Source organism: Variovorax sp. P4_B10 (assembly GCF_056402375.1).
Genome location: NZ_JBFUHN010000058.1, coordinates 16,999 through 30,273, shown reverse-complemented (window position 1 = coordinate 30,273; position 13,275 = coordinate 16,999). Strand labels below are relative to the sequence as shown.

The 13,275-nt window shown below is 68.2% G+C and carries 15 protein-coding genes; 3 read left to right on the top strand and 12 right to left on the bottom strand.

Features of this window, described 5'->3' with window-relative positions:
- Positions 1-57 precede the first annotated feature (57 nt).
- The 12 genes from AC1DXX_RS23600 to ribD form a co-directional block, all read right to left on the bottom strand.
- Positions 58-1,278, bottom strand: coding sequence for a SprT-like domain-containing protein (locus AC1DXX_RS23600; RefSeq protein ID WP_478136637.1), 1,221 nt, complete (start codon positions 1,276-1,278; stop codon positions 58-60).
- A 52-nt stretch (positions 1,279-1,330) separates the two neighbouring features.
- Positions 1,331-3,061 (bottom strand): peptidoglycan D,D-transpeptidase FtsI family protein, encoded by a 1,731-nt coding sequence (locus AC1DXX_RS23595; protein WP_478136636.1) that lies wholly within the window; start codon positions 3,059-3,061, stop codon positions 1,331-1,333.
- A gap of 105 nt (positions 3,062-3,166) precedes the next feature.
- Positions 3,167-4,081, bottom strand: a complete 915-nt coding sequence (tolA, locus tag AC1DXX_RS23590; RefSeq protein WP_478136635.1) for a cell envelope integrity protein TolA — start codon at positions 4,079-4,081, stop codon at positions 3,167-3,169.
- 3 nt (positions 4,082-4,084) lie between these two features.
- Complete coding sequence (locus tag AC1DXX_RS23585; protein WP_478136634.1) at positions 4,085-4,522, bottom strand: ExbD/TolR family protein; 438 nt, start codon at positions 4,520-4,522, stop codon at positions 4,085-4,087.
- Positions 4,523-4,537: 15 nt separating this feature from the next.
- Positions 4,538-5,260: a protein TolQ gene (gene tolQ / locus AC1DXX_RS23580; protein ID WP_478136633.1), complete on the bottom strand. Its 723-nt coding sequence runs from the start codon at positions 5,258-5,260 to the stop codon at positions 4,538-4,540.
- The gene (gene ybgC / locus AC1DXX_RS23575; RefSeq protein WP_478136632.1) at positions 5,257-5,715 is read right to left on the bottom strand and encodes a tol-pal system-associated acyl-CoA thioesterase; all 459 of its coding nucleotides are present in this window, start codon (positions 5,713-5,715) and stop codon (positions 5,257-5,259) included. Before ybgC ends, tolQ begins: the two co-directional genes overlap by 4 nt.
- Positions 5,712-6,899: a pyridoxal phosphate-dependent aminotransferase gene (locus tag AC1DXX_RS23570; RefSeq protein ID WP_478136631.1), complete on the bottom strand. Its 1,188-nt coding sequence runs from the start codon at positions 6,897-6,899 to the stop codon at positions 5,712-5,714. Before AC1DXX_RS23570 ends, ybgC begins: the two co-directional genes overlap by 4 nt.
- Positions 6,896-7,432, bottom strand: coding sequence for a transcription antitermination factor NusB (nusB, locus tag AC1DXX_RS23565; RefSeq protein WP_478136630.1), 537 nt, complete (start codon positions 7,430-7,432; stop codon positions 6,896-6,898). Before nusB ends, AC1DXX_RS23570 begins: the two co-directional genes overlap by 4 nt.
- Entirely contained in the window at positions 7,429-7,905 is a 477-nt protein-coding gene (gene ribH, locus AC1DXX_RS23560) for a 6,7-dimethyl-8-ribityllumazine synthase (RefSeq protein WP_478136629.1), read from the bottom strand. The genes nusB and ribH overlap by 4 nt, the downstream gene beginning before the upstream one ends.
- Positions 7,906-7,911: 6 nt before the next feature.
- Entirely contained in the window at positions 7,912-9,066 is a 1,155-nt protein-coding gene (gene ribBA / locus AC1DXX_RS23555) for a bifunctional 3,4-dihydroxy-2-butanone-4-phosphate synthase/GTP cyclohydrolase II (protein WP_478136628.1), read from the bottom strand.
- Entirely contained in the window at positions 9,063-9,716 is a 654-nt protein-coding gene (locus tag AC1DXX_RS23550; protein ID WP_478136627.1) for a riboflavin synthase, read from the bottom strand. The genes ribBA and AC1DXX_RS23550 overlap by 4 nt, the downstream gene beginning before the upstream one ends.
- Positions 9,717-9,771: 55 nt before the next feature.
- Positions 9,772-10,899, bottom strand: a complete 1,128-nt coding sequence (ribD, locus tag AC1DXX_RS23545; RefSeq protein ID WP_478136626.1) for a bifunctional diaminohydroxyphosphoribosylaminopyrimidine deaminase/5-amino-6-(5-phosphoribosylamino)uracil reductase RibD — start codon at positions 10,897-10,899, stop codon at positions 9,772-9,774.
- 171 nt (positions 10,900-11,070) lie between these two features.
- Between ribD and pilV the strand changes: the two genes are divergently transcribed.
- From pilV to AC1DXX_RS23530, 3 genes are read left to right on the top strand one after another with little or no spacing between them, the layout of a single operon-like run.
- Entirely contained in the window at positions 11,071-11,655 is a 585-nt protein-coding gene (gene pilV, locus AC1DXX_RS23540; RefSeq protein WP_478136625.1) for a type IV pilus modification protein PilV, read from the top strand.
- Entirely contained in the window at positions 11,636-12,616 is a 981-nt protein-coding gene (locus AC1DXX_RS23535; RefSeq protein WP_478136624.1) for a PilW family protein, read from the top strand. The genes pilV and AC1DXX_RS23535 overlap by 20 nt, the downstream gene beginning before the upstream one ends.
- Positions 12,613-13,266 (top strand): pilus assembly PilX family protein, encoded by a 654-nt coding sequence (locus AC1DXX_RS23530; RefSeq protein WP_478136623.1) that lies wholly within the window; start codon positions 12,613-12,615, stop codon positions 13,264-13,266. Before AC1DXX_RS23535 ends, AC1DXX_RS23530 begins: the two co-directional genes overlap by 4 nt.
- Positions 13,267-13,275: the final 9 nt, after the last annotated feature.

Below are 13,275 nucleotides of genomic sequence, written 5' to 3'. Positions count from 1 at the left end.
ATACCTTCGTGCTTCGCACTGCGGTGCGAGCTTGCTTGGGGCGGCCCGGCGCGGCGCTCATGCGGATGCGCCTTGCAGGTGTTGAGCCGCTGCCTTTTCGAGCAGCGTGGCGGCATCGCGCTTCACGCGGGTCAGGCTGCGCTTGGGGAAGCGCATGTCCTTGACCACGCGCTGTTCAAGCTGTTCGGCGCAGCCCAGCGCTTCGGCCAGCCCGAGCGCGGCGGCGAGCGTGACGTCGTCCAGGTCAGGGTCGGCCGCCACGAAATCGACCAGCACGCTGGCCAGGTAGTCGTGCACGCCGGACGGCACCGGGCCGGGCGGCGGCATCGGTTCGGCGGGCGGCGCGAAGTTCGGAAAGAAGCGGCGCGCATGGGCCAGCAGCGATTCGGATTGCAGGAACGGCCGCTGCAACAGCTGGGCGATGGTTTCTCGTGTCAGCGCATCGGTGCGCTGCTGCCCGAGCAGGTCGAGCGTGGCGATGTCCAGCGGGCCTTCGAGCGCGCCGGCCAGCCAGTCGTCGGCCTCGGGTTGGCGCTCGGTCCAGAGTCGGAGCGCCCGCGCTCGCACGAACACCTCGGGGTGGCTGGTGCCGCGCGTCTGGAGTTCGGGCGCGGCGCAGATCTCGTCGGCCTGCCGCAGGTAGCTGGCCGCGTTGACCTGGTTGAGCCCGGTCTGCACCTTGACCAGTGCGGTGACCGCCGGTTCGAGCGCCTCGCAGGCGATGCAGGCGCCGCGGTCGGCAAAGGCTTCGGTGTAGAGCCCGTAGCGGCGCGCCGCATGCAGGTGGCTCGCGTCGGCGCGGGCGTCGGCCGCCGCGGCCTGCAGGATGCGGTCGACCACGTGGTACTTGCCGCCGTCGCGTTCCCACAGCAGGTAGTGCGCCAGCTCGTGGCCGAGCACGGCCTGCAGCTCGGGGCCCTGCAGGCGCTCCATCATCGGGCCCGAGAGCACGATGTGTGCCTCGCCGGGCAGGAAGTAGAGCGTGGCGTTCATCGTGCCGTCGCCCGCCTGGTAGAGCGTGACGCGCGCCGTGATGCCCATGCGCTGCGCCGCCGCGTTGCAATGCGCATGCAGCTCGGGGTGGGCGTCGGCATCGAGCCGGTACGAGTTGCGCAGCAGGTCGGCGCGGACCGCCGCGGCATGTTCCTCGCGCGCCTCGGCGGAGGCGGCCCAGCGCCACACCTCGGGTTCGTTCGCCTGCAGATGGGCGGCAAGGGCCTGCTGGTAGGGGAGCGGGGTCAGGTCTTCGAGGCGAACGGCAGGAGGGGTGTCGACCATGTCAGGAGCGCCAGGCAATGAGTTGCCGACGATCCTAAACGAGCGGCCGTGCTCAGTGCGCCATCGGCGCCACAGGCAGGTCGGGCAGCACGTTCATGATGCGCAGCGTCTGCTGCACGACCTGGCTGAACACCGGCGCCGCCACCAGCCCCCCGAAGTATTTGCCCGCGCCGGGCTCGTCGATCATCACCGCGACGATGATGCGGGGCTTGTCGATCGGCGACATGCCGGTGTACCAGGCGCGGTACTTGTTGCTCGCATAGCCCTTGCCGACCTGCTTGTGCGCGGTGCCGGTCTTGCCGCCCACCGAGTAGCCCTCGGTCTGCGCGAGCGGCGCGGTGCCGCCGGGCGCGGCGGCCATGTGCATCATCTTGCGGACCTCGCTCGCGACCTGTGGCGAGAACACCTGCACGCCGGGTGGCTCCGTGACTGTGCTTTTCAAGAGGCTCACCGGGATGACCTCGCCGTCGTGCGCGAAGGCGGTGTAGGCGTGCGCGATCTGGAACAGCGAGGCCGAGAGGCCGTAGCCGTACGACATGGTGGCCTGCTCGATCGGGCGCCATGACTTCCAGGGGCGCAGCCGCCCGGTCACCGCGCCGGGGAAGGGCGTCTGCGGCTTCTGCCCCAGTCCCACGGCCGTGAGCGAGTTCCACATCTCCTGCGCCGTCATGCGCTGCGAGATCCTGGTGGCGCCGACATTGCTGGACTTCTGGATCACGCCCTCGACGGTCAGCACGCCGAAGTTCTCGTCGTCGTGGATCGTGGCGCCCGAGACGGTGATGCGGCCCGGGTTGGTGTCGATGAGGGTCTGCGGCGTCACGCGGCCGAGTTGGAGCGCGGTGGCGATGGTGATCGGCTTCATCGTCGAGCCGGGTTCGAACACGTCGGTCATCGCGCGGTTGCGCAACTGCTCGCCGGTGAGATTGCGGCGGTCGTTGGGGTCGTAGCTCGGGTAGTTGGCCATGGCCAGCAACTCGCCCGTCCCGGCATCGACCACCACCACGCTGCCCGCCTTGGCCTTGTTGGCGACCACGGCGTCGCGGATTTTCTCGTAGGCCACGAACTGCACGCGGTCGTCGATGCTCAGCTGGATGTCGTGGCCCTCGGTCGGGGGCACCTGGTCTTCGCTGTCTTCGATGATGTGGCCCAGCCGGTCCTTGATGACGTGGCGGGAGCCGGCCTTGCCGGCCAACTCGCTGTTGAAGGCGAGCTCGATGCCTTCCTGGCCGATGTCCTCCACGTTGGTGAAGCCTGCCAGGTGCGCGGCCGCCTCGCCCTCGGGGTACTGGCGCCGGTAGTCCTTGCGCAGGTAGATGCCCTTGACGCCGAGGTCGGCGACCTGCTTGCCGACCGATGCGTCGACCTGGCGCTTGATCCAGACGAAGGTCTTGTCTTCGTCCTCGAGCTTCTTGTCGAAGTCCTTCTGCGCCATGCCGAGCAGCTTGGCCGCCTGCCCGAGTTTGGCCCGCACCACAGGGTCGTCGCGCTCGATGTCCTCGGGAACAGCCCAGACGCTCGGGGCGGGGATGTCCGAGGCGAGGATCAGCCCGTTGCGGTCGAGGATGCGGCCGCGGTTCGCGGGCAGCTCGAGCGTGCGCAGGTAGCGCACCTCGCCCTGGTGCTGGAAGAAGTCGTTGTCGAAGACCTGCACGTAGGCGGCCCGGCCGGCCAGCAGCACGAAGCCGAAGGCGATGCTGGCCACGATGAGCTTGCTGCGCCAGACGGGAGTGGGGCTCGCGAGCAGGGGGCTGCTCCCGTAGCGAATGCGGCCGGTGGGCTTCATCTGGTGCGGGCGCGGGGCCCGGCTGTTGTTGTGCGCGGGTAGACAGTGCGGCGCCAACAGAGTTCCGGGTGGCCCTGTGAAAAGGCCACCCGGATGCGAAGCGAATCAGCGCTTGGGTTTGAGCGAAACGATCAGCGACGGGAAGATGCGCCCATCGTTGTCGCGGGGCAGCTTGTCGGTCTTGCGCAGGCCGCGTTCGGCTGCCTCGTCCCAGCTCGGCAGCCCGCTCGACTTGTTCAGCTTGACGCCGACGATGGTGCCGTCCGGTGCCAGGCTGACTGCGAACTCGGCCGACGGATTGCCGTTCACGTTGTCGGCATCCGGGTAGGTGATGTTCGGCCGCACGGCAGCGGCAATGCGGTCGCCATAGCCGCCCGAAGGGCCCGACGTCCGCTGGGCCGTACCCTTCGAGTCGTCGCTGCCGCTCGCACCGGCGAGGCCCTGCATGCGCTTGAGCGCTGCCGCGCGGTCGGCGGCTGCCTGCTTGGTGGCCGCCTCGGCTTTCTTGGCTTCAGCCTGCTTGGCCTCGGCCTCCTGCTGCTTCTTCGCATCAGCGAGCTTTTGCTGCTGCTCTTTCTTGCGCTGGGCCTCGTCTTCGGCGCGCTGCTTGGCTTCGAGCTCTTTTTTCTTCTGTTGCTGCTGTTGCTCGAGTTCGCGCTGCTGTTGCTCTTTTTGTTCCTTGAGCTTCTTCTCGCGTTCGAGCGCGATGTCGGGTTGGCGCGGCACCGGTGTCGGCTCGGGCGGCTTGGTGACCTGAGGCGGCGGAGTCGGGGCGGGCGGCGGCGGTGCCGGGACGGGCGTGGGAGCCGGCGGTGCTTGCAGGCGCGGTGCGGCCTGCTGCACGGTCGACGACCAGAGTTCGGCGTCGACGGCGTCGTTCGCCGCTTCACTCTTCCAACGCACCCCCCACGTCAGCGCTGCGATCAGCAGCGCATGCGCGATGAGAGCAAGCACGACGGCGCGCGGCGTGCCGCGCTGCGGCGGTGGCGCGAACTCGGGGCGGTCCAGTGCGAGCGACATGCCTTATTTGCCGCCCGTGGTCGTGACCGACAGGCCCACGCGCTCGATGCCGCTGCGCTTGAGCTGGTTCATCGCCTTCACGACGGTTTCGTACTTGACCGACTTGTCGGCACTGATGACCACCGGGCGCTGGTCGTCGCCGCCCTGGGCGGTCTTGGCCGCGGAGCCGATCTGGGTCATGGGGACCGACGTGCCGCCGCTGCCGGTGGACGGGTCCTTCTTGATCTGCACTTCCTCGTCGCTCTTGATGACGATCTCGATGGGCTTGTCGGGCTGCTTGTTGGCGCGGTCGACCGAGGGCAGGTTGATCACGCTCGGCGTGATGAGCGGCGCGGTGACCATGAAGATGATCAGCAGCACCAGCATCACGTCGATGAACGGGACCATGTTGATCTCGTTGATCGTCCGGCGGCCGCGGCCCCGGGATGAAACGGCGGGCATGCGCTGGGACTCCGCTCAGCGGTTGGCCGGAGCCACCGAGGTTGCTGCCATGCCCGCGGCCGGGTTGGCCGAGAGGTTGCGCTGCAGGATGTTGGAGAACTCCTCGATGTAGGTCTCGAGGGCGATGGCGATCTTGTCGATTTCGCGCGCGAAGCGGTTGTAGCCCACCACCGCCGGGATGGCGGCAAAGAGGCCGATGGCGGTGGCGACCAGCGCTTCGGCGATGCCGGGCGCCACGGTGGCCAGCGTCACCTGTGCGAGGGCGGCGAGGCCGGTGAAGGCATGCATGATCCCCCAGACCGTGCCGAAGAGGCCCACGTAAGGCGACACCGAACCGACGGTGGCCAGGAACGAGAGGTTCTGTTCGGCCGCATCGAGTTCGCGCTGGAAGCTCGCGCGCATCGCACGGCGGGCGCCGTCGAGCAGCGTGGCGGGATCGGTCACATGGCGCTCGCGCAGCTTCTGGTACTCGCGCATGCCCGAAGCGAAGATGCGCTCCATGGGACCGGCGAACTTCGCGTTCTGCGCGGCCGAGGCGAACAGTTCGTTCAGGCTGGTGCCCGACCAGAACTCGCGCTCGAAGTCGTCGTTGAGGGCGCGCATGCGCCGCAGCGCGAAGTACTTGCGGATGATCGCGGCCCAGCTGGCGATCGAAACGATCACGAGCAGCAGCACGACCAGTTGCACCACGAAGCTGGCGTGGAGCAGGAGGTTGATGATGGAGAGGTCTTGGTTCATGGCTTGAAAGGTTGAGTCATGGAGCCGCCGCAGCGCTCGAGGGTTCCCGAAACTTGGTTCGGCATGCGTGCGGGACGCAATGTGGTGGCATCCACCCAGCCGATGCGGATCGTGCCTTCGCACAGCAAGACGGGTGCCGGGGCGCCCGTTCGCTCTTGCTCTGTTTTTGATAGCACGCGCTGACCGATTATCAGCGACGCAGTGCCCAATTGTTGGAGATCGGCTGTAACGAGCAGTTCGTCGTCGAGCCGCGCGGGACGGTGGTATTTGAGCTGCGTTTCGCTCACCACGAACTGCCCGCCGGTTTCCTCGCGCAGCTTGCGCTGTTCGACGCCCAGGGAGCGCAGCCATTCGGTGCGGCCGCGTTCCATGAACTTCAGGTAGTTGGCGTAGAACACGATGCCGCCGGCGTCGGTGTCTTCCCAGTAGACGCGGATCGGAAACGCGTAGCTCATTGCGCGGTCATGGCCCGCAGGCGCTCGACCGATTCCTGCAGGTGCGCCATCGAGCTTGCGGTGGAGAAGCGCACGAACTTCGCCGTTTCGGCGGTGCCGAAGTCGCGCCCGGGCGTGACGGCGACGTGGGCGCGCTTCATGGTCTCGAAGGCGAAATCCCAACTGCCGGAGATGCCCAGCTTCTCGGCCACGCTGGTGCAGTCGGCCCAGGCATAGAAGGCGCCGTCGGGCACCACGGGCACGTTCAGGCCCAGTGCATCGAGCTGCGGAATGAACCAGTCGCGGCGTGCCTTGAACTCGGCGCGGCGGCGCTCGTACTCGGCGATGCTCTCGGCCTCGAAGCAGGCCAGCGCCGCGTACTGCGACACGGTGCTTGCGCAGATGAAGAGGTTCTGCGCGAGCCGCTCGACCACGGGCACCAGCACTTCGGGCACCACCAGCCAGCCAAGGCGCCAGCCGGTCATGTTGAAGTACTTGCTGAAGCTGTTGATGCTGATGACGTTGTCGTCGATGGCCAGAGCCGTCTGCCCGAAGGCGTCGTCGTAGGAAAGGCCGAGGTAGATCTCGTCGATCAGCGTGATGCCGCCGCGCTGCGACACCACCTCGTGGATGCGGCGCAGCTCGTCGGGCGCGATGGAGGTGCCGGTCGGGTTGGAGGGCGAGGCGAGCAGCACGCCGCGCGTCTTGTCGGTCCACGCGGCCTCGACCTTGGCGGCCGTGAGCTGGAAGCGCTCTTCGGCCGTGGTCGGGATCAGCACGGCCTTGCCGTCCGCGGCGCTCACGAAATGGCGGTTGCAGGGGTAGCTCGGGTCGGGCAGCAGGATCTCGTCGCCGGACTCGATCAAGGCCAGGCAGGCCAGCTGCAGCGCGGCCGAGGCGCCTGCGGTGACGACGATGCGGCGGGCCGGCACGTCGACGCCGAAGCGTTGCGTGTACCAGCCGCTGATGCGTTCGCGCAGCTGGTCGAGCCCGGTGGCCTGGGTGTACTGCGTGGCGCCCGCACGCACGGCGCGGGCCGCGGCTTCCTGCACCAGCGGCGGTGCGGTGAAGTCCGGCTCCCCGATGTTCAGGAAGATCATCGGCCGGTCGGTGTGGGCGACTTCGCGTGCCAGCACCCCGGCGGCCTTGGCCACTTCCATCACGTAGAAGGGCTCGATGCGCTGCGCGCGCGTCGAAATCCTCATGCCTTGGCCTTGCCGGACGCGCGGTCGGCCTCCACTTCGAGCGGCCGCAGCTGCGGCGCCAGGCCGTTGAGCACCGCGTTCACGTACTTGTGGCCGTCGGTGCCGCCGAATTCCTTGGCGAGCTCGATGCATTCGTTGAGCACCACGCGCCACGGCACGTCGAGGCAGTTCTGGAACTCGTACACGCCGATCCACATCACGGCGTGCTCGATGGGCGAGATCTCTTCGAATTTGCGGTCGAGCAGCGGGCGGATCAGCGCGTCGAGCTGCTCGGCGCCTTCGATCGAGCCATGCAGCAGCGCGTCGTAGTGCGCGGCGTCGGCCTTGTGGAAGCCCGCGAGGTCGCGCGTGAAGTGGTCGATGTCGGTCGGGTCGTTGCGGCCCACCAGGTGCTGGTAGAGCGCCTGCAGCGCGAACTCGCGTGCGCGGCTGCGGTTGGACTTGGCCGAAGCCTTGCGCGCGCCGGTGCTCGTGAGCCCCGTGCGCGACTGGCGGGGCTTGGCGCCGCCTGCCTTGATGGTGTCTTCGGTCATGAAAGGGTGGCCAGCAGTTGCGCCATCTCGACAGCCACGCGGGCTGCGTCGCGGCCCTTGTCGGTCTGGCGGGCGACGGCCTGCGCTAGGTTCTCGGTGGTGAGGATCGCGTTGGCGATGGGAAGGCGGTAGTCGAGCGCGACGCGGCTCACGCTCGCGCCCGATTCGTTGGCCACCAGTTCGAAGTGGTAGGTTTCGCCGCGGATGATGCAGYCCAGCGCCACGAGGGCGTGGTAGCCGCCGCGCTCGGCCAGCGCCTGCAAGGCCACCGGCACCTCGAGGGCGCCCGGAACCTGCAGGTGATGGATGTCGGCCGCGGCCACGCCGAGCGCCTCGAGTTCCGAGAGGCAGGCCGCTGCCAGCGCGTCGGTGATGTCGGCGTTGAAGCGCGCCTGCACGATGCCGATGCGCAGTCCTTTTCCGTCGAGCGGCGCGCCGTTGTGGTGGTCCGCTCCCTTGTTTGCACCTTGCATGTCGTGTCAGTCTTTCGTGAGGTAGCCGGCAATTTCGAGGCCGTAGCCCGCGGCCATGCTCGGCATGCGACGCGGCGTGCCCAGCAGGTTCATCTTGTGCACGCCGCATTCGCGCAGGATCTGCGCGCCAATGCCGTAGCTGCGCAGGTCCATGCGGCCGCGCTCGGGGGCCTGTGCGGGGCGCGCGGTGCCGTCGAACTGCGCGAGCAGCTCGCCGGCCGTTTCGCCGCAGTTGAGCAGCACGGCCACGCCCTTGCCCTCGGTCGCGATGTGCGAGAGGCTGGCGTCGAGGCTCCAGGAGTGCAGCGAGCGGTTGATTTCGAGCGCGTCGAGCACCGAGAGCGGCTCGTGCACGCGCACGGAGACGGTGTCGTCGGCCGCCCACTTGCCGCGCACCAGCGCGAGGTGAACGCCGCGGCTCGGCTTGTCGATGAAGGCGTGGGCGGTGAAGGCGCCCCAGGCCGTCTGGATCTCGCGGCAGCCGACCTTCTCGACCAGCGATTCGGTGCGGCTGCGGTGTTCGATCAGCGCGGCGATGGTGCCGATCTTGATGTTGTGCTCGGCCGCGAAGATCTGCAGGTCGGGCAGGCGGGCCATCGTGCCGTCTTCGTTCATCACCTCGCAGATCACCGAGGCGGGCGAGCACCCGGCCATGGCGGCGAGGTCGCAGCCGGCTTCGGTATGGCCGGCGCGCATCAGCACGCCGCCGTCCACCGCCTGCAGCGGGAAGATGTGGCCGGGCTGCACCAGGTCGGCAGCGACGGCATGGCGCGCCACGGCGGCCTGCACGGTGCGGGCGCGGTCGGCGGCGGAGATGCCGGTGGTCACGCCTTCGGCTGCTTCGATGGAGACGGTGAAGGCGGTCGAGTGCTTGGCGCCGTTGCGCTGGACCATCGGCGGCAGCTGCAGCCGCTCGCACATCTCGCGCGAGAGCGTGAGGCAGATCAGGCCGCGTGCATGGCGCGCCATGAAGTTGATGGCTTCGGGCGTGATGTGGTCGGCCGCGATGACGATGTCGCCTTCGTTCTCGCGGTCTTCTTCGTCGACCAGGATCACCATGCGGCCGGCGGCCAGCTCGGCGACGATCTCTTCGACCGAGGCGATCGGTGCAGGTGCCCGCGCGCTGCGGGGGGCGCCGATGGGTGTGACGGAGGCGTTCATTGGGAAGTGTCCTTGGAGGGCGTCGTGAGCATGCCGGCCTGAAGCATGCGCTCCACGTAGCGCGCCACGGTGTCGATTTCGAGGTTGACCTTCGAGCCGGCCGCAAGGCCGCCCAGCGAGGTGTTTTCCACGGTGTGCGGAATCAGGTTGATGCTGATCTCGCTGCCGTCGGCGATGTCGTTCACGCTGTTGACGGTGAGGCTCACGCCGTTGATGGTGATCGAGCCCTTGTAGGCCAGGAAGCGGGCCAGCGCGGGCGGGGCCACCACGCGCAGCTCCCAGCTTTCGCCGACCGGCGCGAAGAAGCTCACCGTGCCGATGCCGTCCACATGGCCCGAGACGATGTGGCCGCCGAGGCGGTCGCTGGCGCGCAGCGCCTTCTCGAGGTTGATGCGGCTGCCTTCGTCGGTCAGGCCCGCGGTCTTGTCGAGGGATTCGGCCGAGATGTCGATGGTGAACTGCTGCCGCTCGGGAACGAGCGTGGTGACGGTCATGCAGGCGCCGTTCAGCGCAATGCTGTCGCCCAGCCCGACGTCGTCGAGATAGCCGTCAGGCACCGCAATGCTGAGTCGTTTGCCGTAGGAGGAGGAGGTGCCGAGGTCGTGGATGGCGGAGATGCGCCCCACGCCGGTGATGATTCCGGTGAACATCCGCACATTTTCGCAGACATCGCGAGCCCCCGGCGGCGGCCGCCCGATTTGGGCGCTAGAAGCTGTCGTGCCCGCTGACCCGGGCCAGGATCCGGATATCGGGGCCGAGCATGCCGACGGACTTGAATTCGAGCGCTGTGGCGCCTGCCAACGCGGTCAAGGGGCCGCCGGCGTGGATGTGGCTTGCCATGTCGAGGCCGCTGCCGATCAGCTTGGGCGCGAGGTAGACCAGCAACTCGTCGACCCATCCCTCGCGCATCAGCGAGCCGTTGAGCTTGTGGCCCGACTCGACGTGCAGTTCATTGACGCCGCGGGCCGCCAGGTCCTTCAGCATGGCGCCCAGGTCGACCTTGCCGTCGGCGTTGGGCAGGCAGGTGACGGTGGCGCCGCGGGCTTCCAGGGCAGCGGCTTTGGCCTCGTTCCGGTCGGCCGCGTAGATCCAGACGGGGCGTCCTGCTATGAATATATGAGCGTCGGGGGGCGTCTGGAGGCGACTGTCGACCACCACCAGGTGCGGCTGGCGCGGCGTTTCGACCAGGCGCACGTCGAGGCGCGGGTTGTCTTCGAGCACGGTGCCGACGCCGGTGAGCACGGCGCTCGCGCGGGCCCGCCACGCGTGGCCGTCGGTCCGCGCCGCTTCGGTGGTGATCCATTGGCTCACGCCGTTTTCGAGGCCGGTCTTGCCGTCGAGCGAGGCGGCGACCTTGAGCCGCACCCAGGGCGAATTGCGGACCATGCGGCTGAAGAAGCCGATGTTGAGTTCGCGTGACTCGGCCGCGCCGGGGCCGACTTCGACCTTCACCCCCGCTGCGCGCAGCCGTTCGAAGCCCTGGCCTGCGACCAGCGGGTTCGGATCGGCGATGGCGGCCACGACCCTCCGGACGCCGGCCGCGATCAGCGCATCGCAGCATGGACCTGTGCGGCCGTGGTGCGAGCAGGGCTCGAGCGTGACATAGGCCGTCGCGCCTTCGACCGAATGGCCTTGCGCGGCGGCATCGCGCAGCGCCATCACCTCGGCATGCGGGCCACCGGCTTGCTGCGTGTGGCCCTGGCCCAGTACGCGGCCATCGGCACCGCACAGGACACAGCCGACGCGAGGGTTCGGGTCGGTCAGCAGCAGTGCGTCGGAAGCCAGACGCAATGCCGTCGTCATGTGCCGTGCATCTTGTTCGTGGGGGGGCATGGGGCTTGGCGAGAAAAATTTAACACCGGTGCCGCTCGATCATACGAGCGGCATGCCAACACGGATGAACGGCGCGCATGCCGCTGCGTGTGGCCTCTACGCTCCAAGCTCGATGGCGGGATAAAGAAAGAAGCAACACAAGTTGCAGCACGACAGGGAGGACATCGAGACATGACTTCATCGAGGCAGTCTGCCGCGGGCTTTTCGCTCGTGGAGGTACTGGTTTCCATCGTCGTTCTGAGCATGGGGCTGCTCGGCACGATCAGCATGCTGCTGGCTTCGGTGCGCACCAGCGGCGAGGCCGCCACGTTCACGGCGGCGATCAATCTGGTTCGCGAGTTGTCCGAGAAGGCGCGCATGAACAAGGGCATCGCCGCGAAGAACGATGCGGCCAATGCGTACCTTGTCGAAGGCTGGCATGCAGGTTCTGCAACGGGTTCTTCCGATGCGGGTTGCATGGCATCCGGTGCGGCCTGCAACGCGGCGGAGCTTGCGGCATGGGACATGAGCGAGTGGAAGCGCCGCATTGCCAAGGCGCTGCCCGATGCGCGCCTCAGCGTGTGCTTCGACGAGGAGCCCTGGAACGAGGGCGCGGGCGCGTACACATGGGCGTGCAGCAAGACCGGCCGCACGGTGGTCGTGAAGCTCGGCTGGACGCCTCGCACTGGCGGCATGAAGGTGCAATCGCCACCGGCGCCGCGCCTGGTGATGCAACTGGTCGCGGGGCAAGGGCACGATGGTCACGCGGGCTCCTGACACGTCAGTCGGCGTGTGCCAGCGCGGCGTGACGCTGGTGGAACTGCTGGTCGCTGCGGCGATCGCGCTGGCGGTCGTGCTCGCGGCAACGTCTGCGTTCCTCGGCAGCAAGCGGCTGTTCACGGCCGACGCCGAGGCCCAGGCCGTGGAAGAGTCGCTGCGGTTCGCGGCCATCGTCGTCAAGGGCATCGTGCGGCAGGCCGGCTATTCCGACTACGCGCCCGACCACCCCGGCGCCGATGGCGTCGCGATCATCGCAAGCAGCACGTACCTGCTCGCGTCGCCGGACGACCCCTCGACGCTGGACATCGTCGGAGCGAGCAACACCCGGGTCGGTTCGAAAGACGAAAGCTACGGCAGCCACAACTCCCGCGGCGTGAACGGGAGCGACTCGTTGCTTGTGCGCTTCTTCGGCCGCAGCCGTGCGGGTGGCGACGGCACCGAGGCTGACGGCACGATGGTCGATTGCATGGGCTTCGCCCAACCCGGGCCGGCGGCAGACAAGCCGGTATCTGCAGACCGCGCCTGGAGCTTCTTCTATGTGGCCGAGGCTGCGGACAGGGAGCCGGAGCTCTATTGCAAATACCGCGGCGAGAGGGGCGGCCCCTTCAGCGCCCAACCGCTGGCACGGGGCATCGAGGTGTTCAAGATCGTCTATGGCCACGACGCCAATGGCGACGGCGTGCCTGAACGCTGGCTCGACGCCGTGCAGATCGAGGCCATGGCCGCGTCCGGCGCCAAGGTCAATGACGAGTGGCGTAAGGTGGTCGCACTGCGTGTGGGCATGGTGGCACGCAGCGCGCACGCCATCGGCGGGGCACCGATGGCGGAGGACTTGCTCTATCCGCTGGGGGCCGATTTTCTGGAGGCGAGTTTCAGGCCCCCGCCCGATGGCAGGCTGCGGCGCGTGGCCACCTTCACGGTCATGCTGCGCAATGCGATGAAGGAGCGGGCATCGTGAGCCCGCCTGATCGTTCGCCGCAACGCGGCTTCGCGCTGATCGTCGTGCTGCTGCTACTGATTGTGGCCACCGTGCTGGGCGTCGGTGCGGCGCAGGTTTCGCTGGTCAACGAGCGCGGTGCGCGCAACGACCGCGACACCGAGGTGGCGTTCCAGGCGGCCGAGGCGGCACTGATCGATGCCGAGAGCGATGTGCTCGGGCCCAACGACAGCACGCGGCAGCGCCTTTGTCTCTTCAGCAGCCAGGACGTGGCGGCTTTCGTCGAAGGGTGTGGCGGGGCCAGCGATCGGCAGGGGCTGTGCGCCCCGGGCGAACCGGGCGCCGAACCGGCCTGGATGAACGCCGATTTTTCTGCCGAGGGCGGAAAGTCCGTCGGCTACGGCACCTTCACCGGCCAGACCTACCTCAGCGGCGAGGCCGCCACGGGCACCCGCCCCGGTGCGCTGCCGGTCCGCGCGCCGCGCTACATCGTGGAGGCCGTTCGCAACCGGGGCGGCTGGCAGGCCAACGCACTGCAAAGCGCGAGCGCTCGCGACGCCCGCTATCTCTTTCGGATCACGGCCATCGGCTACGGCACGCGCGACGAGACGCAGGTGGTGCTGCAGACCAATTTGTACAAATCGACCGCCAGCCCTGGCTGTCCTTCCTGAAACGGAACT